The organism is Brochothrix thermosphacta DSM 20171 = FSL F6-1036 (assembly GCF_036884295.1).
GTDB classification, from domain to species: domain Bacteria; phylum Bacillota; class Bacilli; order Lactobacillales; family Listeriaceae; genus Brochothrix; species Brochothrix thermosphacta.
The window spans coordinates 2,234,326-2,259,379 of the sequence record NZ_CP145608.1 but is presented as its reverse complement, the minus strand read 5'-3'; the positions used below and the strand labels follow the sequence as shown (position 1 = coordinate 2,259,379).

Genomic DNA, 25,054 nt, shown 5'->3' with positions numbered 1-25,054 from the left:
CACCACTAACGAGGAGGTAAGACAGATGGGCATTAAAAATCGTTTAAAAATCATGTCATTTTTACAGTATTTTATTTGGGGTAGTTGGTTAATCACAATGGGTTCCTATATGATTAACACATTAGGATTTACGGGTGCCGAAGTTGGGATTGTCTACAGTTCAAAAGGGATTGCAGCGATATTGATGCCGAGTATTATTGGTATTATTGCGGATAAATGGGTACGGGCCAATTGGTTATTCACACTGTGCCACTTTATTGCAGCCATCGCCTTGTTTTATGCAGCATCCGTGACGGACTCTGCAACGATGTTTTGGGTAATGCTTGTAAACGCAATGGTATTTATGCCAACATTGGCCTTATCAAACACGGTATCATATGCTGTGTTAGAAAAGTACAAATTAGATACTGTAGCAAATTTCCCAGGAATACGTGTTTTTGGAACCATTGGTTTCATCGTTGCTATGTGGGCAATTAGCTTACTTGGACTTGAGCTTAGTAAAGCGCAATTGTACATCGCTTCAGGCGCATCATTGGCACTAGCGTTGTATTCATTGACGTTACCATCTATTCCAGTTGTGAAGAAAAAAGGCAAACAAGGCTGGGTTAGTTTGTTAGGCTTAGAGGCATTTGTATTATTTAAAAAGCCAAAAATGGCAATTTTCTTCTTATTCTCTATGTTATTAGGTGTTGTTTTACAAATTACAAATACATTTGGAAATCCATTCTTACATGATTTTGGTTTAAACCCAGAATTTGCGGGTAGCTTAGTTGTTAAATACCCATCAATTTTACTGTCTGTGTCACAAATAGCTGAAGTATTTTTCATCTTGGCGATTCCATTTTTCTTGAAAAAATATGGAATTAAGAAAGTTATTTTGATGAGTATGATTGCTTGGACATTACGTTTTGGATTGTTTGCCTTTGGCGATCCATCACCACTAGGTTTCACTTTCTTATTGTTATCAATGATTGTATACGGTTGCGCATTTGACTTCTTCAATGTCTCTGGATCGATTTTTATCGAGCAAGAGGTGGATTCAAGCATTCGTGCGAGCGCTCAAGGTTTATTCATGACAATGGTTAACGGCTTGGGAGCTTATGTCGGTGCGATTGGTAGTGGAATGATTGTTGATTACTTTACAGTGGATGGCGTTAAAAATTGGCCAGCGATTTGGTTAATATTTGCGGCGTACACATTAGTATTAGCTGTGATTTTCCACTTCACATTCCATTACAAGCACGATGTTGAGAAAATGAAAAATGTAAAAGTATAACAACAAATTTTTTACAAAAGATGAACATAAACGAGTGAAATTTTAGATTAAAGCATTCTGACGATATATGTCAGAGTGCTTTTTTGTTATGCCGAAATAGGACTATAACAGCTTTGAATTTAGTGTAATACAGCACAACGTTGAAATATTGACACAACTCTGTCGTTGCTCCAAATTAAGCAACGAGATTGAAACCCTTACATGTCAGTTTTTTCGGTCTTTATAGTGGTAGAAGCGTTTAACCTACTTATCATTTGTTAATATCATCTGTATGAGAGAATACTGTGTTAGTATTCTAAACTATAATTAGAATACAAGATAAGTAATCATAATAGGAGGTTTTAAAAATGATGAAAAATGACATGAAACAAAATAGCACAGAGAAACATTATGAATGGCAAGGTTTTAATCGTGGTGACTGGGAAAATGGTGTGGATGTTCGTGAATTTATCCAAAAAAACTATACAGCCTATGATGGCGACGATCAATTTTTAGCGGGTCCAACAGAAGCAACAAATGCTTTATGGGAACAAGTAATGAAATTAAATGAAGAAGAACGTAAGGCCGGCGGTGTGTTGGATATGGATACGAAAGTTGTATCGAGTATTACTTCGCATGGTCCTGGCTATTTAAATAAAGAATTAGAAACAATTGTTGGTTTCCAAACAGAGAAACCATTCAAACGTGGTTTACAACCTTTCGGTGGTATTCGTATGAGTGAACAAGCTGCTGAATCTTATGGCTTTAAGATTGATGAAGAGATATCACATATCTTCTCTGAATATCGTAAAACACATAACCAAGGTGTTTTTGATGCCTATACACCAGCAATGCGTGCTGCTCGTAAATCAGGAATCATTACTGGTTTACCAGATGCTTATGGTCGTGGCCGTATTATCGGTGATTACCGTCGTGTAGCATTATACGGAATTGATCATTTAATTGCCTTGAAAAAAGCAGATTTAAATACTTCAAATGACAATGCAATGTTAGAAGATGTTATTCGTCAACGTGAAGAAATTAATGAACAAATTCGTGCATTAGCAGAATTAAAAAAATTAGGGCAAACATACGGGTTTGATATTTCACGTCCAGCTGCAAATACGCAAGAAGCATTCCAATGGTTATACTTAGGTTATCTTGCTGCAATCAAAGAACAAAACGGAGCAGCGATGTCATTAGGGCGTACATCAACATTCCTTGATATTTATATTGAACGCGATTTAAAAAATGGCACATTAACCGAAGAAAGTGTACAAGAAATTGTCGATCATTTCATTATGAAATTGCGTTTGGTTAAATTTGCACGAACACCAGATTACAATGAGCTATTCTCAGGTGATCCAACATGGGTAACTGAATCAATCGGTGGTGTAGGTGAAGATGGTCGTCATCTTGTAACTAAAAACAGTTTCCGTTTCTTACATACACTAAGTAACTTAGGACCAGCGCCTGAGCCAAACTTAACTGTTTTATGGTCAACACGTTTACCACAAGGTTTTAAAAACTTCTGTGCGATGATGTCGATTGAAACGTCAGCTATTCAATATGAAAATGATGATGTAATGCGTTCTGATTGGGGCGATGATTACGGGATTGCTTGTTGTGTATCAGCAATGCGTATCGGTAAACAAATGCAATTCTTTGGTGCGCGTGCCAACTTAGCTAAAACATTACTTTACGCTATTAATGGTGGTGTAGATGAAAAGAGCAAAGAACAAGTGTCGCCAGCATACCGTGCGATTACTTCAGAAGTATTAGATTTTGATGAAGTAATGGAGAAATATGATGTAATGATGGATTGGATTGCAGAATTATATCTCAATACATTAAACGTGATTCACTTCATGCATGATAAATATTCATACGAACGCATCGAAATGGCACTTCATGACACAGATGTTTTACGTACGATGGCAACAGGTATCGCAGGTCTCTCGGTTACTGTCGATTCATTATCAGCAATTAAATACGCAACAGTTAAAACAATTCGTGATGAAAACGGTATTGTAGTTGATTACACAATTGAAGGTGATTATCCTAAATACGGTAACAATGATGACCGTGCCGATGATATTGCTGTTTGGTTATTAAAAACATTTATGACTAAAGTTAAAAAACACCCAACATACCGTAATGCAAAACATACAACATCTGTTTTAACAATTACTTCTAATGTTGTTTATGGTAAGAAAACAGGGAACACACCAGATGGTCGTCGTGAAGGCGAAGCGTTTGCACCTGGAGCAAACCCAATGCATGGTCGCGACACTAAAGGGGCATTAGCATCATTAGCATCTGTTGCTAAACTGCCATATAGCGAAGGACAAGATGGAATTTCAAACACATTCTCAATCGTACCGAAAGCTTTAGGCCGTGAAGAAAATTCTCAAATTAGTAACCTTGTCGGTATGTTAGATGGTTATTCAGCTAAAATGGGACATCATTTAAATATTAACGTCTTTAATCGCGATACATTATTAGACGCAATGGACCATCCAGAAGACTATCCACAATTAACAATTCGTGTATCTGGTTACGCTGTTAACTTCATTAAATTAACACGTGAACAACAGTTAGAAGTTATTAAACGAACTATGCATGAAACAATGTAGTAAAAGCGGGTATTGCGTGTGAAGCACTTAATAAAGCGTTAAATGAAAGGATGAAGAACAATGACAGGATCTGCAATTGGCCGTGTACACTCCGTTGAATCAATGGGGACTGTTGATGGCCCAGGCATTCGTTTTATCGTATTTATGCAAGGGTGTTTGTTACGTTGTCAGTTTTGCCACAATCCAGATACTTGGAAAATTGGTACTGGAACAGAACGTACAGCACAAGAAGTATTTTATGAAGCGATACAATATAAAGAGTTCTGGGATGCATCAGGCGGTGGAATCACGGTCAGTGGGGGTGAGCCATTGCTTCATCTCGATTTTTTAATCGATTTATTCACATTGTGTAAAGAAGCGGGTGTTCATACAACGATAGATTCATGTGGTGGTTGTTTTAGTCGCTCACCTAAATTTATTGATAAAATGGATCGATTGTTGGCAGTGACTGATTTAATCATGTTGGATATTAAACAGATTAATCCAGCTAAACATCGTGAACTTACAACACGTCCTAATGCACCAATTTTAGATTTTGCCCACTATCTTCGCGATCATGAGCAACCCATCTGGATTCGTCATGTTTTGATACCAACAAAAACGGATGATCCGCAAGACTTGACCGATTTAAATACTTTTATTGAAACATTGCCAAACGTTGAACGGGTAGAGGTGTTACCTTACCATACAATGGGTGTTTACAAATGGAAAGAATTAGGATTGGAATACCCGTTGGAAGGTATCAATGCACCTGAAAGTCCAGTTGTTGAAATGGCGAATGAATTATTAGGTACAGCTAAATATAATTAAATAGAAATAAACAAAAACTCGAGGGAATAGCTCCTCGAGTTTTTTGTTTTATTTTAATTTTTTTGAATGTAAGGAACTTGAAGTTGCTTTTATTTATCTCCAGCACTTCACACCAAAAATTGTGAGATTTCAAAAACACTATTCTGACATAGAGCGTCAACAAGAGATTTTCTCCAATCTCTTCAGTTTTAAATGGGTGTGAAGTTGCTTTTACTTAAAGACAAACAACTCCTGCAAAATTTCAAAAACACTATCCTGACAAATTACGTCAAAATAGTGTTTTCTCCAATTTCTTTGTAGCTGAACGTTTGCTTTCACTTTCACTATTAAATTGCTAAAAATTCTTCCAAGTATTCTTTGTCTGTGATTAAAAAATTATTGTTCTCAGTTGCGAGTGCGCCGTGTTCACGCAGCTCACGTAACATCCTACTAACGCTTGTATCAGAGCTTATCCCACAAAAGGCAGCAATATCTTCATTTGTAATATGAATGCTGAGTTGGATTCCTTCAGTTGTTTGTACGCCAAATTGTTGAGATAGTTCCAATAATAATGCGCATAACGCGCCTTTTTTACCGTTCATTACCATATGTTGCATATGCTGTGTGATTGATTGAAGTGATTGACGATAAAATTCTTTTGTATAGAGCAATAAATCTTGATGATACATTGCGTCTTCCCAAAATTCTAAACGATCAATACGATAAAACTCAGCGGTGTCAGATTCAATGCGAACATTATAAGGCGCTTGTGTGATGGCGGATTCTTCATCTTTCATCAGTGTAACAATTTCCAACTTGTTTTTATAAGCTATATTAAATTCACGACCATCTTTTAATATGACACTGATTTTGACAATACCACTTTTCAAAATATCAACGTAACTGATGTCATCACCATCATAAGCAAGATAAGTGTTCTTCTTTTTAGTAATAACAGTAGGTTGCTTGCGTGCGATATAATCAACTAGAATGTGTTCGTTCATCATAGAGAACCTCCCAATTACTTCATTCCTTATCCATCTAGTATAGCATGTGAAGTAATGATGTGAGAGTTGAAAAGTGACAGAATCACGAAAACACTATTACGAAGAAGATTTTGTTAAATACGTCGTAATTTTTTCACTTTATAGAATAATACCCAACCAATAGCAAACGCAATAAGGGCCGTTAATCCAAAGTGGAGTAGATAAGATTTAACCATAGCGTCACTCACACGATTATCATTATCAATATTTAAAGTAGTTAAAATCAATGCTGTGTAAAGTGCACCAATGATTAAAATAGGCATACGTGCTTTCGGTAACATCAACATTAAACCATTATTCTCTAATGAGGCTTTACTATAAAAAAGACAACCTAGTATAAGAAAAACAACAACTAATATGATTAAAATTATATAATTGGCATAAGGAGCTCTATCAAATAAGAAGGAAAGGTCGTCAGAATTTGAAATGCTTTCTATCGTACTATTCTTAAAGTAGGCATAAAAACCGATAATATTATAGCGAAGTGTTCCTACTGTAATTACCATCGCCGATAATAACAAAGCACCTGTTGCAGCAACTGCAACGACAACGTCACCAATAAGTGTTCCCATCATAAAACTAAAGCTAAAAATAAGAAGCAATAGAAGTAAAGCGTTCAGATTACTGATAAGCCATTCATTTAGGGTGAACAGATAATGTGCGTCAACATTAGCAGTAAATGTAAGATAAGTGGTGACACTATAGAGCAAACAAGCACCAATTATTATAACTAAAGGTAGTAATAATTTATGCATAATAATTGTAAGTTTGGAATAGGGCATCGCTTGAGCAATATAATCTGCACGCTTATTTTTTTCAAACACAGTGATCTTAAGTCCCATAAAAAGCACTAAAATCATACTAAATACTGTTGCAGGTACATGCATATCGGCATAGACTTTAAGCAAGTCTTCAATTTCTGTTTCATCTTCGTATAGATCTTCATCTTTGCTTTTTTGACTGAGTGCGAACTCTTCCGATTGGTAATATTTTTGCAGTGTATTATGATTTTCAATTGTTTGATGAACTTCGATTTGTCCATATCCAATAACTAATATAATAAATGCAACAAAAACCCAAACGTTTTGACGCCATTCTTTCCATATTAATCCCGTTTTCATATTAGTCCTCCTCATCTTTCAAGTGGAAATTGAATAAATCGGTTAAAGTGACAGGTAACTGATCCATAAAAAGTGGTTCTATCTCCAATAAATTTTTGTGTAAATCAGTGTATTTTTGCATGAATAAAATAGTAAATACCTGACCTTGTTTATTGATAATATCTCCTTGTTCTCTTACAAAATCGGGAATAATACCATCTTTAAAGGCAATTTGAATTTTAGTCGCTTCTGAACGTAATGATTCGAGGTGATACGTTTTTTCGATTTTTTTATTTTTGATAAGATGTACATAATCTGCGATGGGCGCTAAGTCATCGAGACGGTGTGAAGATAATACAATCCCGAGTTGACGATCAGATACTTCTGCCATTAAGGCACTCATAATTTTCTTTTGTACAATAATATCTAAACCTTCCATCGGCTCATCAAGCAACAGATATTGAGCACCAATCGACAACGATAGAATAATACCAAACAACGCACTCATACCTTTCGAGTAAGTCCCGAGTTTAGCGTTGATAGGGAGATTGAATGCTAACATTAAATCTGTAAATTTTTCGTCGTTGAAATGCGTGTAATTTTTACTGTAAAATTTCTGAATCGTTTTAAGTTTATAACCTTCCCATGCTTTAAATTCGTCAGGTAATAAAAAGAGCTGTTCCTTTAATTCAGGATGCTGTGCCAATGATTTGCCATGAATCAGTACTTCTCCTTGGTCTGGCGTGTAGAGTCCCATGATGGTGCGGAATAAGCTTGTTTTACCAATTCCATTACGACCGACTATACCAATAATTTCTCCAGGGTTGACGTTGAACGTTATATCTGAAAAAAGTTCGCGGTTATTAAGTTGTTTAGAAAGATGATTAATTTGCATTATCATTCGCTCCTTTCAGTTTAGTGTAGATATCGTCTATCCATTGGTGCATGGTTTCGACTTGAATCCCACTATAAATGAAGTCTATTAAAGTGTTTTCTAAGCGTTTTTTTTCGGCAACTTCGTCAATTGTGATTACAGTATTAAGCGAATGCTCAGCAATAAAAGCACCTTTTCCTTTCATCGTGACAATCACTTGTTGGCGTTCAAGTTCTTGATACGCCTTGCTGACAGTATTGGGATTGATACCTACTAAGCCAGCATATTCTCTAATAGAAGGAATTTTGTCACCGGGAACCAGTAAGCCACGGACAACATACTCTTTTATTTTTTTAATGATTTGTTCAAATAATGGTGCGTTATTTTTATAGTCTAATTGATACAATTGTCAACATCTCCTTTCACATAAAATGTGAACTTAGTGAACTAATGTAAATAGTACACTCAAAAGGGTGTTTTGTCAATGTATCATAAGAATAAGAGAGCGCAATTCCAACTTTTTATAGACGTGTAATAAAAATGAGATAAAGGAAAAAAGCGAGATATACTATCTGAAAACCAGCAAAACTATATAGCGTTATTTTCAAATGTCGTGTGGTTGTTTTCGAGATTAACCAAAAAATAATAGCCAATGTTCCAGTGATAAACAGAATGATTAACAAAACAAACACGACAGTGAACAAGGAGCGACTAAACTCTCGACCAACTAAAACTAAAGGTAAGGACACTAGCATTGTTGCGGTCGATAAAATTAAGAACAGGTAATGCCAAAGATATTTAATCATTGCCAACACCTCCCTGATTTGTTTCTGGAAGCGTGAAAGTTAGCTTCTTTTTAGACGCATCATACAGTAAGGTTTTATGTGTATCGTCAGAAAAATAAATGTCTTTATTTGTCCAATCAAACCCGTGTTTTTTATCTTTTTCGAGTGTTAATAGCACATGATTTTCTGCACGAGGGACACGTGTTCGATGCATGAAAATAGTAATTGTTTTTTCTGTTGTTTGAAAACTCCAATCACCTTGATAACTAGCAAAAAAAGGAATCAAATCACCAGAAATATATAACGTATCGTCTTTTGTGTGGGTACTTTCGAAATGGCTGTTAAGGAAATTAACATCGGTTGTTTTCATTGTGACAGGTAAATTTAGAAAAGCATAACTTGCACAGAGCATAACGAGTAATCCCACAAATGAATAACAATAAAGTAAAAAGAACCCAATATATTTTTTGTAGTGACTTTGTTTGATGATATGTGATTGCAAATTTGTATCCTCCTTTAATAAAGTATCGATAGAGATATTGAAAAGTTGACTGATAGCGAGTAATTTTTCTAAATCGGGATAACTTTTACCGCATTCCCATTTTGAAAGAACTTGACGTGAAATGAATAATTTTTGAGCAGTGTTTTCCTGTGTTAAATTCATAGCGAGACGTAATGTTTTTATTTTTTCTCCAAGTTGCATTTGTACAACCTCCTCTGTTTCCAATATAGTTTCTTTTGATAAAGAAGTTAAGCAACAAGTTGTTGCATGTTGATAATATAGGCTTTTTAGCATAAAAAAAGTTACCTCAATTAAGAAGTAACCTTTTCAAAGAATAATACGAGTTCATTATCATTATCAAATCCTCTTTTTAGAGAAGCGTTGTTTAAAATAATTTCGCCCTTCGACAAGACGAGTAACCATCATTGCACTGACAGTATTTCCCGAGGAATTAAGCAGCGTCGCAGGCATATCAATAATAGTGCTAATAACGATGATAAGTGGCACGGCTTCAAGTGGAAAACCGAGAATCGTAACAATTAGGACTTCAGCGATCATACCGCCGCCTGGTATTGCGCCCATGACAGCTCCTACTAAAAAGGCACAAAGGATAATCGTAATCATATTGTCAATTCCAGTAATATCACGATTAAAGACACCGTACAAAAAGGCGATTTTGAATACACCACCAATGACAGAACCGTCTTTATGTGTGTTAGCTCCTAGCGGAATAACTGTTTCAGCAATATCGTTAGGTACCCCCATATCTTTTGTTGCATTTAGATTTACCGGGATAGAAGCAGCGCTAGAGCATGTTGCAATCGCAGTTACTGCAGGTTGTGTGATGTTTCTCCAAAATGAACGGAGACTGTATTTACCACCGGCTAATAATGCGTAAACAGTGTTCATCACGATGAAATAAAACAAAGCAATACCAATGTAAAGAACGATAACACGTACATAGCTTCCAATAATTTGTGAACCTAAATCACCGATAATTGCGGCGAAGTAACAACCTAATCCTACAGGAGCAAGGTACATGATAAATTGCACAAGTTTCATTAATACCTCTGATCCGGATTTAAGAAAAACAGCAAATGGTTTTGCTGTTGTACCCAAAGAAGAAGTTGCTAACCCGATTAGAACTGAAAAGAAAATCAATGGCAGCATGTGTTCTTTGGATAATAATAAACTGAAATCATTGACAGTAAAAATACCGACAAGACGATCTGCTAGTGAAATATCATCTTGGACAGGTGTTGATGACATTAAAGTTTTGATAGTATCTAAATTAGCATTTTGAACGAGAGGGAAGAAACGAATCCCGATATAGCCGATAATTGCAGCACAAATTGCGGTGAAAATAAAAATTAAGAAGGTGCTACCCATTATTTTTCCGAGGCGTTTAGCACCATCCATTGAAGCAATGGCAGACGATATACTGAAGAATACAAAAGGAACAATTGCCATGAACATAAAATTGACAAAAACGTCACCAATCGGCTTGAGATAATGTGTTTGTTGTGGGAAAAGCACCCCGATAAGGCCACCCAAAATAATTGCTGAGAGTAAAAGAAAGGATGAACGGTATTGTTTAAAACGGTTTTTCATAGTTAATCTCCTGTTCGTAATTTTAAAATGATAATGATTTTTTTTCAAAAAAATGTTGATAAGCGCCGGGTGAGAAAGCACTTATCAACGGACTGACAAAGTAGTGAAAGTTTCTTTTAAATAGAAAGCTTTTCAATGGTGTCATCTAGTTGTTCATTATAGGTAGAAACAATTGTATTGAGTTGTTCAACAAGTGAAGCTTTATCTGCTACAAGATCTACAGACAGGTGAGAACGATTTAAAGCTTCTGAAGTTGTTGGTAAAGCAGTGATTTCTTCTGCGAGCGCAGTGATTTCTGCGAAGCGTTTTAGGCGTGTTTTTTCATCTGTTACCATTTTAGCAGTTAATGGGCGAACAGCCGTTTTCGATTTGTAGTATTTAGCTACATGAAGTTTAGCTTCTGCGAAAGCGGCTAAAACTTCACCAACTTCCGTAATATCATCTTCAGCTACAAAATTAGAGACTTCAGCAGCCATAAGATCGTTAAATACTGCTGTCGCTGTTTTCTTTTCAGCGGCAAGTATAGTAGTGAAAATAGGATAAAGCGCGTTATCTAAAGGTAATGTTTGTTTTGTAAGTTTGGCTTTTCGTGTGCTAGATACAACCGCTTTAGTTTTTGTAGAAGTGATTTTTTCTTCTACTTTTGAAACTACAGGCGCAATAACTTCTTCTACTTTAGTAACAACAGGTAAAACTGTTTTTGAGACTGTTGAAACTGTCTTATCTTTAAGGTTCGCAAGTTCTTTTTGGCGTTTTTCCATTTTTTTCTTTAAACGTTTATTCATTAGTCATTCTCCTAAAATATATTATCGTATGTTAGATGAGTAATCAGCTGTTTTTACAGTCGAGTGAATACTCAAATTTACCTTCTTAATTATAACATAAGTATTTAACCTGTGTTTATTCAAAAGAGCGCTTTTTTTGAACACAAGTAACTAGTAAATATAAAAATGGTTTGATAGAGCTTAATCGTAATAAATGCTAGCTGAGGAGATAAAATAGACGAGTATTGATAAAAATATTGTTGTGAGTCACTGTTTCGACGGCAATTAATAATTTGCGACTTTTGAAGATAGGACGAAATGTGACAAATAGATAAAAAACGTTGTGATTTTTAAGCGCTTTCACTCGTATAATGATACGTTATAGCGTAAACTAAAAAGTGAATAAAAGACATAGGAGGAACCTCATGAAGCAAATTCAATTAGGTCAATCAAATCTTAAAGTATCAGATATCGCATTAGGTTGTATGAGAATGAGCAACTTAGAAATTAGTGAAGCAGCAAAAGTATTAGACGCTTCTATTGCAGGAGGTATCAATTTCTTTGATCATGCTGATATTTATGGTGGTGGAGAATCAGAAGTAGTTTTTTCGAAAGCGATAAAAGAACTGAATGTTTCACGTGAAAACTTAATTTTACAATCAAAATGTGGTATTACTAAACAAGGTTTTAATTTTTCAAAAGGGCATATTGTTGATTCTGTTGATGGTATTCTTAAGCGTTTAGACACAGATTATTTAGATTTGTTAGTTTTACATCGTCCAGATGCTTTAATGGAACCTGAGGAAATTGCATCTGCATTTAATGAGTTAGAAAAAAATGGCAAAGTTCGTCAATTTGGTGTGAGTAATCAAAACCCTCAACAAATTGAATTATTAAAAACAGCTATTGAACAACCTTTGGTTGTAAACCAACTTCAATTTGGCTTAAAACATACGGGAATGTTAGATGAAGGGTTTAACGTTAATAACATCTATCAAGGTGAGCAACCTTCAGCTGGCTTATTAGAATATAGTCGTCGTGAAAAAATGACAATACAAGCATGGTCGCCTCTACAATATGGTTACTTTGAAGGTGTTTTTATTGGACACGAAAAATTCCCGGAATTAAATGCTGCCTTAGACAAACTAGCTAATAAATATGAAGTCAGTTCGTCAGCAATTGCCATTGCTTGGATTTTACGTCATCCAGCAAAAATGCAAGTTTTACTGGGAAGTATGAATGTCTCTCGCATTGAATCAATGATTAAAGCGACAGATGTTTATTTGACTCACGAAGAGTGGTACGATCTTTATAAAGTAGCAGGTAATATTTTACCATAAGAATTTGAACACAAAACGACACTTCTGAAATAGGGGTGTCTTTTTTTCTAGGAACGAGTGAAAAAGGACTAATAAAACGATATACTAATAATGGATAAAAAATCATAGTATAACGACCTAAAGGAGTGATAGTTAGATGTTAACACCGTCAGAAATTTTAGAAGTCACGATTGAAAAAGGTAGGGGAAAAGTAGATACTGGTTTTATTCAAAAAATGATTTTAGGGTTTGTTGGGGGTGCGATGATCTCCTTGGGCTACTTAGCCTATATTCGAGTGATAGCATCGATAACGGATTGGGGTAGTTTTGCAAATTTAATAGGAGCTGCCGTTTTTCCAATTGGGCTTATTGTTATTGTGATGGCAGGTGGGGAATTGATTACAGGAAATATTATGGCTGTTGCGACTTCTTGGTTTGCCAAACGAGTAACGATGAAAGAGTTATTATCGAATTGGTTAGTGATCACTTTTGCCAATCTGTTAGGGGCATTGTTTGTTGCCTATTTTTTTGGACATGTTGTGGGTTTGACCAGTAGCGCTGAATACTTACATAAAACAGTCGCAGTCGCTACAGCTAAAACCGATGCAACAGCTTTACAAGCTTTTATATCAGGCATAGGTTGTAACTGGTTTGTAGGTTTGGCAGTTTGGCTTGCTTATGGTGCGAAAGATGCTGCTGGTAAGATTTTAGCGATTTGGTTCCCAGTTATGACCTTTGTAGCCATTGGTTTTCAACATAGTGTCGCAAATATGTTTGTCATCCCAGCGGCCATCTTCGAAGGCGAATCTTCTTGGTTAGCGTTTATCCAAAATGTTATTCCAGTGTATTTTGGAAATGTTGTTGGAGGAGCAATCTTTGTAGCAGCCATTTACTTTTATGGCCTTAAGAAAAATAAATAAGTCAGAGAGCCGTATTCTAATATCATGTTTAGAATGCGGTTTTTTTAGGTGTAAATGAGTTAGGTCGATAGTACCTTTATAATTGGACTAGACAGATTTTTGGTGCAATTTTTATTTGTTTCTTGTATGATAATAAGAGGTAACGCTTACATGATAATGTAGCAGTCATTTGTTAATTGATGAATTAACAAGTGATTTAGATTAGAAATAAAAGAGTGCGCTTACATATATCAAGGAGGGAAATAATATGACAAATTATCAATTTCCAAAAGATTTTTACTGGGGCTCTGCATCTAGTGGACCACAGTCAGAAGGTCGCTATGAAAACGATGGTAAGGGCGATAACATTTGGGATTTATGGTACAAAGAGCAACCGGAATTATATTTCAATACTATTGGACCAGAAAAAACATCACAAGCTTATACGCATATTAAAGAAGATGTCGCCTTGTTAAAAGCAACTGGACATAACTCTTTCCGAACTTCTATTCAATGGAGTCGTTTAATTCCAGAAGGCCGTGGAGCGATTAATCCTGCAGCTGTAAAATTTTATAATGAACTAATTGATGAATTGTTAGAGAATGACATTGAACCCTTTATTAATCTATATCATTTTGATATGCCGGTGGTGCTTCAAAAAGAGGGCGGTTGGGAAAATCGGAAAACAATTGATGCCTATGTGGCCTATGCAACGGCCTGTTTTGAATTGTTTGGTGATCGTGTCAAAAAATGGTTTACACATAATGAACCGATTGTTCCAGTCGAAGGCGGTTACCTTTATGGTTTTCACTACCCACATGAGGTGAGTTTTAAAGCAGCTGTTCAAGTAGGGTATCATGAAATGTTGGCCAGTGCTAAAGCAATAGCAGCTTATCGTGCATTAGGTAAAATCGGTGAAATAGGTATCATTTTAAATTTAACGCCAAGTTACGCACGCGATGAAAATAATCCGTCTGATGTAAAAGCTGCTCAATTTGCTGATGGTTTCTTCAATCGTTCTTTTTTAGACCCCTCAGTACTGGGAGAATACCCAGCAGACTTAATTGATGATTTACGCTCTGCAGATGTTTTACCGAGTTACTTAGTAGAAGATTTGGAAATTATCAAAAATAATACAGTGGATTTATTAGGCATTAATTATTACCAACCACGTCGAATTCAAGCGCGCGAAAATCCACATGAATGGTCAGTACCGATGCCAGAGGATTTCTTTGAGACTTATGACATGCCAAATAAAAAGATTAATCCTTACCGTGGCTGGGAAATATACGAAAAAGGTATTTATGATACATTAACAAATATTCGCGAAAATTATGGCAATATCCCATGTTACATTTCGGAAAATGGGATGGGAGTAGAAGATGAAAGTCGTTTTATTGATAAGCAGGGACAGATTAATGACGATTACCGTATTGAATTTGTTAGTGAACACTTGAAATATGTCCATCAAGCCATTACGGAAGGTTCTAATGTGCGTGGCTATCATATGTGGACTTTTATTGATAACTGGTCATGGTTAAACGCGTATAAAAATCGTTATGGTTTTGTATCGCTCGACTTAGAAAATGACGGTAAACGAACGATTAAAAAAAGTGGTCATTGGTATAAAAAAGTTTCCGAAAACAACGGCTTTGAAGATTGAGAAGGAGGAATTTAAATGATTAAAATTATCCCTAAAGAAGATTTTGAAATTGCCCATCGTTTGCGGGATTATTGTTTTACACCCTATAGTGGTGAACGTCGTAAGGATTTTAGTTATTGGTTAGAAAACAGCATTACGTTAGGCGCTTACGAAGAAGGCTCTTTAGCGGGCTTAATTATGTCTCTACCATTGAATATGACCATCAATACAGTTTCTTACAAAATGGGTGGCGTTGGTTTTGTTTCCACTTATCCTGAATACCGTAATAGAGGTATTATGAAACAATTGATTATGGAATTATTAGTAAAAATGCGTGAGAAAGGTGAAATCGTTTCTGTGTTGGCACCTTATTCGGTATCATTTTATCGTTACTTTGGTTGGGAGTTGTTTGTAGATCGTATCAATTATACGATTCCGACAGCACAATTTCCAAATTTCGGAAAAGAAATGGATGATGTACACCGTTTCAGTTTTGAATATAATGATAAAAAAGAGTTTCAAGCCGTTCAGGCGTTTCATAATAAAGAAGCTTTGAAACGTACTGGAATGGTTCAAAGAGAGGCTGCTTGGTGGAATAGAATTGAACGTCGTGAAGCGGATAGCTTTTTTGGTGTTTATCATAAAGAAGGTGAAATCAAAGGGTATGTACGATACTCGTTAAAAGGTTTAACATTTATGGTGAACGATTTTGTTGCCAGTAACGTTCAAGCTGAACAAGCGTTGTGGCGTTTTATTAGCTCTCATAGTGCGAGTGTTAATGAAATAAAGGGTTCAGCGATTGTAAATGATTATCTAGGCTTTGATTTTAATGATCCGCAGTTTAAGAAAGAACTCGTCCAACATGAAATGGTACGTATCGTAGACGTAAAACCGTTCTTAGAAAAGTATCAATGGGCAGAGTTGACAGCACCCTTACATTTGAAAATTGCCGATAAATTTGCACCGTGGAATGCAGGTGTCTATAGAATAGAAACGGATGGTACTGTAAAAGAAATAATGGAAGAAAACCAACCAAATGACTTATTACATCTTGATATCACAACGTTTTCATCTGCAATGCTAGGTTATTTAAATATTTCGATGATTGAAAGATATGCATTGTCAGATTTATCTGATAAAATTAAGTTAGAATGGGAAAAGGCATTACCACAGATGTCTGCCTTATTCTATGAGCATTTTTAAATAGGAATGTATAGAAATGACTATATTTTTTAGTTATTTCAAACTTATTTAAAAAATGTCCCAATTAGTCTATTATACAATGTAAGCGTTATTTTTTGGACTGTACCAATTAACTAAAATAGCTTATAAACACCGTTAAAACAGCAATGGAAGCGATTTCTTTATTGTGGTATAGACCATTGTGTGTTATTCTAGATTTATAAGTAATCGAGCCATAGGAGGCGGAAACGTATGAAAACAATTATGTTAGTTTGTTCAGCAGGTATGAGCACAAGTTTATTAGTGACAAAAATGGAAGCGGCTGCAAAAGAAAAAGGATTAGAATCTGAAATCTTTGCAGTATCAGCAAGTGAAGTTGATCAAATTTTAGGTAGCAAAACAATTGATGTTCTATTATTAGGACCACAAGTACGTTACTTACAAGGTCAAATGGAAGGTAAATTGGCAGGTAAAGATATACCTGTAGAAGTAATCAACATGGCAGACTACGGTATGATGAATGGCGCAAACGTTCTGAATCGTGCAGTAGAATTAATGGAGAAATAAGGAGCGTTTAAATTATGAATGAAGAATTATTACAAGCAATCATGGGATTAATCATGAACAGTGGAAATGTTAAGAGTGACTGTATGGAAGCTATTCAATTGGCTAAAGCCGGTAAGATTGAAGAAGCGCGTGCTAAAATCGAAGAGGCAAACAAAAACTTGGTGGAAGCACACCATTCACAAACTGGTTTATTAACACAAGAAGCTAAGGGTGAAAAAGTAGAAGTATCACTTTTACTTATCCATAGTCAAGACCATTTAATGAATGCGATTACTTTTAAAGATTTAGCAGTAGAAGTGATTGATTTATATGAGCGCATCGCTTAATTGTAAATCGATTATCAACAAATAAATAGCGCCCTTTATTGGGCGTCTATATAAAAACACAAAAAGGAAGTGGGAACATGTTTAAATTTTTAGAGGAAAAATTCGTACCAATTGCAGCAAAAATAGGTACACAACGTCATCTAATCGCGGTTCGTGACGGATTTGTAACACTAATGCCTTTAACAATTTTAGGATCTTTTGCAGTATTGATTAACAACTTACCGATCAAAGCTTATCAGAACTTAATGGATAAGATTTGGCCGCATGATGTATGGACTCAGTGGGGCGGAAACATGTGGAATGCCACATTTGGTTTCATGTCAATATTGATAGCGTTTACAGTTGCTTATCACTTAGCGAGAGGTTATAACAAAGATGGTTTATCAGCAGGTGTTATCAGTGTAGCGACATACCTTACATTTGGTACATTTGGTGAAGGTGGACTTTCTGGAATGACGACTGGTACAGCCGGAATCTTTATATCACTTATTATTGCACTTTTATCAGCAGAATTATTTTCACGTTTATCAGGTAGTCCAAAATTAATGATTAAAATGCCAGATACAGTACCACCAGCAGTTGCGAAATCATTTGCTGCGTTGTTACCAGCGATTATTACAATCGGTGCATTTGCATTAGTTCGTACAATTATCTCGACATCATTTAACATGCCAGACATTATTACAGCATTCTATAATACAATTCAACAACCATTTATGGGCTTAACAAACACTTGGGTAGCTGGTTTAATCCTAGCGTTTGTACCTGTATTCTTATGGACATTCGGTATTCATGGGGCAAACATTATCGACCCATTCTTACAAACAATCAACTTACCAGCTATTGCAGAAAATGCAGCAGCACTTGAAGCAGGTCATGCAGCACCATATATCATTAACAAACCGTTCTTAGATGCCTTTGTTAACATGGGTGGATCAGGAACAACAATTGCTTTGATTATTGCCATCTTTATTGTTGGCCGTCGTAATAAGCAATATACAACTGTTGGGGGAATTGCAACAGGTCCAGGTCTCTTTAATATTAATGAGCCGTTGATGTTTGGTTTACCAATCATCTTAAACCCTGTATTGTTTATTCCGTTTATCATCACTCCGATGGTTTCTGTAACAATTGCTTACTGGGCAACTAAGTTAAGCTTTGTTCCAGCAGCAACAATTGCAACTCCGTGGGTAACACCACCGGTTATCAATGGTTTCCTTACAACACAATCGTGGACAGGGGCGGTACTAAGTATCGTAATCATTTTAGTCGCGACATTAATCTATATACCATTCGTTGCGATGTCTTCACGCGTTGAAGTTGAAGAACATAAAGCTGAGAGCAAATAATTAAAATTTAAAGCCATATGCGAGTTTTCGTATGTGGCTTTTCTTAAAAAAAATAAAAGTGAGGTTTTTATTAATGAGACGATTAGGATTTTCTGTTTACCCACAACACAGTGAAACAAGTGAAATTACTGCTTATATTGAATTAGCACATAAATATGGTTTTACTCGTATTTTCACCTGTCTAATCTCGTTAGACAGTGAAAGTGAACGTCAAAAAATGAAAGATGTAAATAAATTTGCAGCTGATTTAGGTATTGAAGTGATTGCTGATGTGGCGCCAGAAGTTTTTGAAGACTTAGGGATTGACTACACAGGCATTTCGAAATTAAAAGAAGAGTACCATTTAGCAGGCATTCGTTTAGATATGGGCTTTAGTGGTCATGAAGAAGCAATCATGTCATTGGATCCGTGTGACTTGAAAATCGAATTAAATGTCAGTATCGGTACTAAATACCTTGAAACGATTTTATCGTATCAAGCAAATCGTGAAAACATTATTGGTTGTCATAACTTCTATCCACGCCCGTATACAGCGTTGTCACGTAAACATTTTACAGAAACATCAAAAATGTTTAAAGATCATGGCATTAAAACAGCAGCAATGATTTCTTCACAACACGCAGCTTATGGCCCATGGGATGCAGCTGGAAAAGGTTTACCAACATTGGAAGAACACCGTGGTCAATCAATCATTGTGCAAGCTAAAGATTTATGGCAAACAGGTTTAATCGATGATTTAATCATCGGTAACATGTACGCATCTGAAGCAGAATTAAAAGCATTAGGTGAGTTAAACCGTTATAAACTAGAGTTTGATGTTGTTCCAGCAGCAGAAAACAATACAACCGAAAATATTATAATGTTTGAGGAACCACACCATAACCGTGGCGATGTTTCAGCTTATGTTGTGCGTAGTACGCAATCGCGTGTTAAATATAAAAATGAATCATTTGAACCTCATAACACAACTGAAATCAAAGCAGGTGATGTTACAATTGATAATAATGGTGACTCACGTTATAAAGGCGAAATGAATGTAGCTTTACAAACAATGGAAAATACAGGAACGACAAATATTGTCGGTCATATTGTACCAGAAGAATTGTACTTGCTTGAACGCTTACAACCGTGGGAATCTTTCGGACTACGCGAGAAAAAATAAAAGCAAAACCAAACGTTCAATAAAATAATCATTAATGAGAGAAAACAGTATGTTGACATATTTTGTCAGGGTACTGTTTTTTTTGTCGGAAATGTGACGGTAATAGAAGGGTTATAGAGCGTTTGAATATATATCTTTAAAAGAGATTGATTTGTAGATGATAACTCTTTATAATCTAATTGAGAATGACTATCAATATCAATTGAAGGGGTGTAGGGAAAGTAACTAATAGTTGTAGCTAATGATTTTTTTTTTATTAGAAGAGTTTGTAAGCGCTTAGTGCTATGAAGAGTGTTTAAAGATAAAGAGACAGCAAGATGTACAGGAGTTATAAAAAATAAAGGGGGGTTTGGGGAATGAAGAAAACAATGAAGCAAATAATAATGATTATGGGGATTCTAGCGATTGGTTTACTGGTAGCTTGTGGTAATGAAAAAACGGAAAAAGCGGCAGATAAAAAACCAGAAATGCATACAGTTAAAACAAGTGAGGGCGATGTCAAAGTTCCTAAAAAACCAAAACGTGTACTTGTTCAGTATGTAATTGGTGACGCGTATGCATTAGGTGTAACACCTGTAGGGATTTCGAATGTATTAAAAGGTTCAGCGCTTGAGGATGTTTTTGATTCAAAGAAAACGAAGGATTTAGGTGCTTGGGACGCTTGGGATGAAGAAGCTGTTTTAGCATTAGAACCTGATTTGATTATTGTTATTGATAAAAAAGCAGTAGCTAAACTGGGTAAAATAGCACCGACAGTCTATATGCCTTACGATAAATTGACAACAGAAGAACGCGTTACATTTATGGGTGAGTTGCTTGGAAAACAAGCAGAAGCTAAAAAAGCATTGGCTGATTACGAAAAAAATGTGGACACTTCACACAATAAATTAATGGCTGCTGGTTATGATAAGTTAACGGTTTCAAACTTTGAAGGTGGCTTAAAAGAGATGAATATTAATGGCAAAAAGTATGGTATTGGTGCAATTGCTTATGAAAGCCTGAAATTAAAAGCACCAGAGGCAATTCAGAAAAAAATCATCGATAAAGATAAATTTAATGTAGCAGTATCATTAGAAGTATTACCTGAGTATGCAGGGGATGTTATTATCCGTAATACCTATGAAGGCATGGATGATATGAATAAAAGTAAGATTTGGACAAACTTACCCGCCATTAAAAATAATCGTTTAGTAGAAATGCCATTTGCACTCGGTTTTTATACGGACCTTTATTCAGCAAATAAACAAGTTGATTTTGTACGTGATGAGTTAATCAAAGTAGCTAAATAAAAGGAGGGATTCGCATGCAACGAGAGATATATGATGTGACAATAATAGGCGGGGGCCCGGCTGGACTATTTAGCGCCTTTTATAGTGGTTTGCGTGAGTTGAAAACAAAAATTATTGAAAGCGAGCCTCGTCTCGGTGGGAAACTAAATGTGTATACCGAAAAAATGGTATGGGATATTGGTGCTTTACCACCAACTCCTGGCGGAAGAGTGATTGATTATTTGGTTGAGCAAGCAGAGGTTTTTAACCCTACCATTGTATTAAGTCAAAAAGCAATCGGGATTGATAAAGAAGAGGGCGTATTCGTTGTAACGACAGAAACAGGAGCCAAACATTATAGTAAAACATTGATTATGGCGAGCGGTTGGGGTGTTTTATTACCGAACAAAATCACCGTCGAAGACTCTGAAAAATACGAAGCAACAAATCTTCATTATCTCGTGAAAGATCCACAAGCCTTATGCGGAAAAAGAGTGCTTGTTTCGGGTGGTGGCAATTCAGCTGTTGACTGGGTGAATATATTAGCGCCATTAACAGAAGAAGTCACGTTAGTGTATCGTCAAGCGGAATTAAAAGCCCATGAATCGCAAGTATCTAAGCTTTTAGCAGGTCAAGCGACTTACAAAGGTAACCATACGATTACGCGTTTTATCGCAGATAGTACCGGTGAACGTATTGCAGAAGTGGTATTAACTGATAATCTGACAGGGGTAGAAACGATAATTGCTGTTGATGAGGTTGTTATTAATCATGGTTACAGTGAAGAAGGCGCAATTTTCGATAAAAATACAGTCGGCCTTGAAAAACATGACGATTTTTATGTGCAAACATCCTTTGATAATCAATCAGATGTGCCAGGTATATTTGCAGCAGGAGAGGTTGTTTCACATTCAGGTAAATTACATTTAATTGCAGGTGCTTTCCATGATGCCGGTAACGCCGTTAATCAAGTGAAAAAATACATCGAACCAGAGGCACATTCTCATGGGAGAGTCTCGTCGCATAATCACAAGTTTGACGAAAAAAACATTCCGTTGAAAGCTCAATTTTTTGGTTAATGAGTCATGTTCAAGTGAATGCTAGCGAAAGGATAGAAACACATGAAACAGAAAAAAAAAGCGCCTACCCGAATAAGACTTTCGCTTTTTCTTGCTATCGGCGTTCTCTTAATTGTATTGTTAGTGTTATTATCAGTTGCGTTGGGAGCCGCATCAATTGAATTATCAACAACATGGCAAGCATTCACACAATTTGATAGCGACAATACTCAGCACCAAATTATTCGCTCTTTACGCTTACCAAGAACATTAGCGGATATTATTGTTGGAAGCAGCTTAGCAGTCACTGGGGCGATGATGCAGGCCACTACACGTAATCCCATGGCAGACTCAGGTTTGATGGGGATTAGTTCGGGAGCAGCATTCGCAGTTGCATTAAGTATGGCATTATTTCCAGGGCAATCACACATACAACTGATAATATTTGCTTGTATCGGCGCAGCTGTATCAACAACAATTACTTACGGTTTAGCGATGATGGGGAAGCGCCCAATGAGTCCGCAACGTTTGATTTTATCAGGTATTGCAGTGTCAATGTTATTCAGCGCATTGTCTTCTTTAATTTCTTTGCAGTTTCATTTAGGACAATCAATGACCTATTGGTTTTCAGGGGGATCAGCCAGCGTTAATTGGGATGATTTACAAATAATCGCACCCTTTTTCTTCATAACAATTATAATGAGTATCAGTATTGGACGTGGCTTAACGCTAATTAATTTAGGGGATGAGATTGCTGCAGGTTTGGGCGCAAAAGTGTCAATCATTAAACTTGTAACCGTCATACTTGTGTTTGTATTAAGCGCACTTTCAGTCATGTTAGTGGGTCCCATTAGTTTTGTTGGGTTAATTGTGCCACACGTTGTACGTTTCTTTGTGGGAATTGATTATCGCGCGGTTATACCGGCCAGCATTGTATATGGGGCAGTCTTTTTATTGCTAGCTGATTTAGTGGGTCGTTTAATCAATCGACCGAACGAAACGCCGCTAGGTATTATTTTTGCGATGATTGGCGTGCCGTTTTTTCTATTCTTATCCAACCGTACAAGGAGGGAATTTGAATGAAAATACATCAGCGTTTTAATCGCCAAATACTACCTTTCGTATCGTTAATCACCGTTTTAATTGTCGTGTTTATTTGGAGTTTAAATACCGGTAAAATGAGTGTATCACCGTTTGATTTACTTGCCGTATTCACAGGTCAAGGCACTCCACAACAAAACTTAATTGTCTTTGATTTTAGAATGCCTAAAATAGTATTGAGTGTTTTTGTAGGATCCGGTATGGGTATTGCAGGCTGTATAATGCAAAGTCTTTTGAAAAATGATATGGCTAGTCCTGGAACATTGGGGATTAGTTCGGGTTCAGGTTTATTTATGATACTATTTTTATTTACAGGCTTAATGCGTGATACGCCAGCAATGTTACCAATAGTTGCTTTTGTTGGGGGCGTTGTTGCCGCAGGATTAATATTCTTACTGGCATCTAAGCGTAAACAAGAACTGTCACCGACCCGCTTAATTTTAACCGGTGTTGCGTTGGGAACAGGATACGATGCGGTGACGCTCTTTTTATCATTACGAATGGACACACAACAACACGAATTTGTTCAACGTTGGTTAGCGGGGAGTTTATGGGGAGCTGATTGGCTACATCTTAGTATTCTCATACCAGTCGTGCTTTTTTTAGCAGGAGGGGTGTATTTTCACGCACCAAAACTAAACATTATTCACTTGGGAAATGAAACAGCATTGGGTCTAGGTGTACCGCTCAAATTGGCCTTTATTGGTTTTTCGTTAGCCGCTATTTTATTATCTTCTGCGAGTGTAGCGATTGGTGGTAACTTTTTCTTCGTCGGGATGATTAGTCCCCATATTGCTAAAAAGTTAGTGGGTGTTGATCCTAAACGTTCATTACCCGCATCTGCACTAGTTGGTAGTATAATGATATTATTAGCAGATACATTAATACGATCAAGTGCGTTGGATGTCACTATTCCAGCGGGGTTATTGATTACAATTGTTAGCACGCCTTACTTTATTTATTTAATGGCAAAGAGTCGCTAGGAGGAATTAAGAATGAAAAGCATCGAAACCAAGGCGCTCTCAATTGCCTATGATGAACGTTATATCGTGGAAGATTTAAATCTAAGTTTATCTAAAGGGAAGATTACAAGTATTATTGGCGCCAACGGCTGTGGAAAGTCGACAATTATTAAAACCATTGGTCGTGTATTACGCCAAAAAGCTGGCGTGGTAACAATAGATGGTGCTGATATTCGAAAATTGCCAACTAAAATAGTTGCAAAAAAAATGGCTGTTTTACCACAGCAACAAGATGCGCCTAGTGGTATGACAGTTAAAGAATTGGTTTATTATGGACGTTACCCACATCAAAAGGGTTTTGCTAAACCTACACAAGCGGATAAGGATATTGTTTCCTGGGCGATTAAAGTGACTGGCTTAGCAGACTTTGAGCAACGTGAAGTAGATACATTATCTGGCGGACAACGTCAAAAGGTATGGATTGCAATGGCGTTAGCTCAAGAAACAGACGTTATTTTATTAGATGAACCCACCACTTATTTAGATTTATCACATCAGTTGGAAATATTGGAGTTGTTGGAAGCATTAAACCGCGAACAAAATCGTACCATTATCATGGTGTTACACGATATCAATTTAGCAGCGCGTTTTTCTGACGAAATGGTAGCCATTGGTAAGGGAAAAATTATTGCAGATGGTCCAGTGACAGAAGTGATGACGACTGATGTTTTAGAGCAGACATTTCAAATTGATGCAGTAATTACCACTGATCCGCGGACAACAAAACCAGTCTGTATTACTTATAATTTGTTGAAATAAAAAAAGCCGTCCTTCCATCGTAATAATTGGAAGTGCGGC

24 protein-coding genes are annotated in these 25,054 nt (G+C 36.3%); 16 read left to right on the top strand and 8 right to left on the bottom strand.

From position 1 onward, the window contains the following. Window positions 1-25: 25 nt before the first annotated feature. The 3 genes from V6S17_RS11240 (at window position 26) to pflA (ending at window position 4,701) form a co-directional block, all read left to right on the top strand. Window positions 26-1,276, top strand: coding sequence for a nucleoside permease (locus V6S17_RS11240; protein WP_029091859.1), 1,251 nt, complete (start codon window positions 26-28; stop codon window positions 1,274-1,276). A gap of 362 nt (window positions 1,277-1,638) precedes the next feature. Next, window positions 1,639-3,891 (top strand): formate C-acetyltransferase, encoded by a 2,253-nt coding sequence (gene pflB, locus V6S17_RS11235; protein ID WP_029091860.1) that lies wholly within the window; start codon window positions 1,639-1,641, stop codon window positions 3,889-3,891. A gap of 60 nt (window positions 3,892-3,951) precedes the next feature. After that, window positions 3,952-4,701 (top strand): pyruvate formate-lyase-activating protein, encoded by a 750-nt coding sequence (gene pflA, locus V6S17_RS11230; protein WP_029091861.1) that lies wholly within the window; start codon window positions 3,952-3,954, stop codon window positions 4,699-4,701. A 326-nt stretch (window positions 4,702-5,027) separates the two neighbouring features. Here the strand turns inward: pflA and V6S17_RS11225 are convergent, their stop codons facing one another. From V6S17_RS11225 to V6S17_RS11190, 8 genes are all read right to left on the bottom strand, one after another. Further along, the gene (locus V6S17_RS11225; RefSeq protein WP_198400963.1) at window positions 5,028-5,687 is read right to left on the bottom strand and encodes a Crp/Fnr family transcriptional regulator; all 660 of its coding nucleotides are present in this window, start codon (window positions 5,685-5,687) and stop codon (window positions 5,028-5,030) included. 113 nt (window positions 5,688-5,800) lie between these two features. Beyond that, the gene (locus tag V6S17_RS11220; protein WP_029091863.1) at window positions 5,801-6,847 is read right to left on the bottom strand and encodes an ABC transporter permease subunit; all 1,047 of its coding nucleotides are present in this window, start codon (window positions 6,845-6,847) and stop codon (window positions 5,801-5,803) included. A gap of 1 nt (window position 6,848) precedes the next feature. Further along, window positions 6,849-7,721 (bottom strand): ABC transporter ATP-binding protein, encoded by an 873-nt coding sequence (locus V6S17_RS11215; protein ID WP_029091864.1) that lies wholly within the window; start codon window positions 7,719-7,721, stop codon window positions 6,849-6,851. Next, window positions 7,711-8,106 carry a GntR family transcriptional regulator gene (locus tag V6S17_RS11210; RefSeq protein WP_029091865.1) on the bottom strand — a complete coding sequence of 132 codons (396 nt, stop codon included), beginning with the start codon at window positions 8,104-8,106 and terminating at the stop codon, window positions 7,711-7,713. Before V6S17_RS11210 ends, V6S17_RS11215 begins: the two co-directional genes overlap by 11 nt. A gap of 115 nt (window positions 8,107-8,221) precedes the next feature. Next, window positions 8,222-8,506, bottom strand: a complete 285-nt coding sequence (locus V6S17_RS11205) for a hypothetical protein (protein ID WP_029091866.1) — start codon at window positions 8,504-8,506, stop codon at window positions 8,222-8,224. Then, on the bottom strand, window positions 8,499-9,188 hold the full coding sequence (locus tag V6S17_RS11200) for a helix-turn-helix domain-containing protein (protein WP_051457288.1): 690 nt from the start codon (window positions 9,186-9,188) through the stop codon (window positions 8,499-8,501). Before V6S17_RS11200 ends, V6S17_RS11205 begins: the two co-directional genes overlap by 8 nt. A 156-nt stretch (window positions 9,189-9,344) precedes the next feature. Beyond that, entirely contained in the window at window positions 9,345-10,598 is a 1,254-nt protein-coding gene (locus tag V6S17_RS11195) for a dicarboxylate/amino acid:cation symporter (RefSeq protein ID WP_029091867.1), read from the bottom strand. A 116-nt stretch (window positions 10,599-10,714) separates the two neighbouring features. Further along, entirely contained in the window at window positions 10,715-11,383 is a 669-nt protein-coding gene (locus V6S17_RS11190; protein ID WP_029091868.1) for a hypothetical protein, read from the bottom strand. A 404-nt stretch (window positions 11,384-11,787) separates the two neighbouring features. On the opposite strand from V6S17_RS11190, the gene V6S17_RS11185 reads away from it, so the two are divergent. The 13 genes from V6S17_RS11185 to V6S17_RS11125 all read left to right on the top strand — a co-directional run bounded on the left by V6S17_RS11185 (window position 11,788) and on the right by V6S17_RS11125 (window position 25,015). Further along, the gene (locus V6S17_RS11185) at window positions 11,788-12,702 is read left to right on the top strand and encodes an aldo/keto reductase (protein WP_029091869.1); all 915 of its coding nucleotides are present in this window, start codon (window positions 11,788-11,790) and stop codon (window positions 12,700-12,702) included. Between the two features lie 136 nt (window positions 12,703-12,838). After that, window positions 12,839-13,600, top strand: coding sequence for a formate/nitrite transporter family protein (locus tag V6S17_RS11180; RefSeq protein WP_029091870.1), 762 nt, complete (start codon window positions 12,839-12,841; stop codon window positions 13,598-13,600). 247 nt (window positions 13,601-13,847) lie between these two features. Then, window positions 13,848-15,242 (top strand): glycoside hydrolase family 1 protein, encoded by a 1,395-nt coding sequence (locus tag V6S17_RS11175; protein ID WP_029091871.1) that lies wholly within the window; start codon window positions 13,848-13,850, stop codon window positions 15,240-15,242. A 15-nt stretch (window positions 15,243-15,257) separates the two neighbouring features. Then, a complete protein-coding gene (locus V6S17_RS11170) occupies window positions 15,258-16,424 on the top strand; it encodes a GNAT family N-acetyltransferase (protein WP_029091872.1) in 1,167 nt (388 codons plus the stop codon). Window positions 16,425-16,655: 231 nt separating this feature from the next. Beyond that, entirely contained in the window at window positions 16,656-16,970 is a 315-nt protein-coding gene (locus V6S17_RS11165; protein WP_029091873.1) for a PTS sugar transporter subunit IIB, read from the top strand. Window positions 16,971-16,984: 14 nt separating this feature from the next. Beyond that, the gene (locus tag V6S17_RS11160) at window positions 16,985-17,296 is read left to right on the top strand and encodes a PTS lactose/cellobiose transporter subunit IIA (protein WP_172588623.1); all 312 of its coding nucleotides are present in this window, start codon (window positions 16,985-16,987) and stop codon (window positions 17,294-17,296) included. Between the two features lie 77 nt (window positions 17,297-17,373). Further along, window positions 17,374-18,645, top strand: coding sequence for a PTS sugar transporter subunit IIC (locus V6S17_RS11155; RefSeq protein WP_029091875.1), 1,272 nt, complete (start codon window positions 17,374-17,376; stop codon window positions 18,643-18,645). 73 nt (window positions 18,646-18,718) lie between these two features. Further along, a complete protein-coding gene (locus tag V6S17_RS11150; RefSeq protein ID WP_029091876.1) occupies window positions 18,719-19,807 on the top strand; it encodes a DUF871 domain-containing protein in 1,089 nt (362 codons plus the stop codon). Between the two features lie 356 nt (window positions 19,808-20,163). Then, window positions 20,164-21,096 carry an ABC transporter substrate-binding protein gene (locus tag V6S17_RS11145; protein WP_051457289.1) on the top strand — a complete coding sequence of 311 codons (933 nt, stop codon included), beginning with the start codon at window positions 20,164-20,166 and terminating at the stop codon, window positions 21,094-21,096. 14 nt (window positions 21,097-21,110) lie between these two features. Continuing rightward, window positions 21,111-22,154: an NAD(P)/FAD-dependent oxidoreductase gene (locus V6S17_RS11140; RefSeq protein ID WP_029091877.1), complete on the top strand. Its 1,044-nt coding sequence runs from the start codon at window positions 21,111-21,113 to the stop codon at window positions 22,152-22,154. 42 nt (window positions 22,155-22,196) lie between these two features. After that, a complete protein-coding gene (locus tag V6S17_RS11135) occupies window positions 22,197-23,216 on the top strand; it encodes a FecCD family ABC transporter permease (protein WP_029091878.1) in 1,020 nt (339 codons plus the stop codon). Next, on the top strand, window positions 23,213-24,217 hold the full coding sequence (locus tag V6S17_RS11130) for a FecCD family ABC transporter permease (protein WP_029091879.1): 1,005 nt from the start codon (window positions 23,213-23,215) through the stop codon (window positions 24,215-24,217). The genes V6S17_RS11135 and V6S17_RS11130 overlap by 4 nt, the downstream gene beginning before the upstream one ends. A 12-nt stretch (window positions 24,218-24,229) precedes the next feature. Beyond that, window positions 24,230-25,015 carry an ABC transporter ATP-binding protein gene (locus tag V6S17_RS11125; protein WP_029091880.1) on the top strand — a complete coding sequence of 262 codons (786 nt, stop codon included), beginning with the start codon at window positions 24,230-24,232 and terminating at the stop codon, window positions 25,013-25,015. Window positions 25,016-25,054: the final 39 nt, after the last annotated feature.

Coding starts and splice junctions, on each gene's coding strand:
- V6S17_RS11215 (WP_029091864.1), bottom strand. CDS start 7,721: ATGCAAATTAATCATCTTTCTAAACAACTTAATAACCGCGAACTTTTT.
- V6S17_RS11175 (WP_029091871.1), top strand. CDS start 13,848: ATGACAAATTATCAATTTCCAAAAGATTTTTACTGGGGCTCTGCATCT.
- V6S17_RS11220 (WP_029091863.1), bottom strand. CDS start 6,847: ATGAAAACGGGATTAATATGGAAAGAATGGCGTCAAAACGTTTGGGTT.
- pflB (WP_029091860.1), top strand. CDS start 1,639: ATGAAACAAAATAGCACAGAGAAACATTATGAATGGCAAGGTTTTAAT.
- V6S17_RS11125 (WP_029091880.1), top strand. CDS start 24,230: ATGAAAAGCATCGAAACCAAGGCGCTCTCAATTGCCTATGATGAACGT.
- V6S17_RS11195 (WP_029091867.1), bottom strand. CDS start 10,598: ATGAAAAACCGTTTTAAACAATACCGTTCATCCTTTCTTTTACTCTCA.
- V6S17_RS11150 (WP_029091876.1), top strand. CDS start 18,719: ATGAGACGATTAGGATTTTCTGTTTACCCACAACACAGTGAAACAAGT.
- V6S17_RS11130 (WP_029091879.1), top strand. CDS start 23,213: ATGAAAATACATCAGCGTTTTAATCGCCAAATACTACCTTTCGTATCG.
- V6S17_RS11170 (WP_029091872.1), top strand. CDS start 15,258: ATGATTAAAATTATCCCTAAAGAAGATTTTGAAATTGCCCATCGTTTG.
- V6S17_RS11185 (WP_029091869.1), top strand. CDS start 11,788: ATGAAGCAAATTCAATTAGGTCAATCAAATCTTAAAGTATCAGATATC.
- V6S17_RS11165 (WP_029091873.1), top strand. CDS start 16,656: ATGAAAACAATTATGTTAGTTTGTTCAGCAGGTATGAGCACAAGTTTA.
- V6S17_RS11160 (WP_172588623.1), top strand. CDS start 16,985: ATGAATGAAGAATTATTACAAGCAATCATGGGATTAATCATGAACAGT.
- V6S17_RS11140 (WP_029091877.1), top strand. CDS start 21,111: ATGCAACGAGAGATATATGATGTGACAATAATAGGCGGGGGCCCGGCT.
- V6S17_RS11240 (WP_029091859.1), top strand. CDS start 26: ATGGGCATTAAAAATCGTTTAAAAATCATGTCATTTTTACAGTATTTT.
- pflA (WP_029091861.1), top strand. CDS start 3,952: ATGACAGGATCTGCAATTGGCCGTGTACACTCCGTTGAATCAATGGGG.
- V6S17_RS11225 (WP_198400963.1), bottom strand. CDS start 5,687: ATGATGAACGAACACATTCTAGTTGATTATATCGCACGCAAGCAACCT.
- V6S17_RS11180 (WP_029091870.1), top strand. CDS start 12,839: ATGTTAACACCGTCAGAAATTTTAGAAGTCACGATTGAAAAAGGTAGG.
- V6S17_RS11200 (WP_051457288.1), bottom strand. CDS start 9,188: ATGCAACTTGGAGAAAAAATAAAAACATTACGTCTCGCTATGAATTTA.
- V6S17_RS11145 (WP_051457289.1), top strand. CDS start 20,164: ATGAAGAAAACAATGAAGCAAATAATAATGATTATGGGGATTCTAGCG.
- V6S17_RS11135 (WP_029091878.1), top strand. CDS start 22,197: ATGAAACAGAAAAAAAAAGCGCCTACCCGAATAAGACTTTCGCTTTTT.
- V6S17_RS11155 (WP_029091875.1), top strand. CDS start 17,374: ATGTTTAAATTTTTAGAGGAAAAATTCGTACCAATTGCAGCAAAAATA.
- V6S17_RS11205 (WP_029091866.1), bottom strand. CDS start 8,506: ATGATTAAATATCTTTGGCATTACCTGTTCTTAATTTTATCGACCGCA.
- V6S17_RS11190 (WP_029091868.1), bottom strand. CDS start 11,383: ATGAATAAACGTTTAAAGAAAAAAATGGAAAAACGCCAAAAAGAACTT.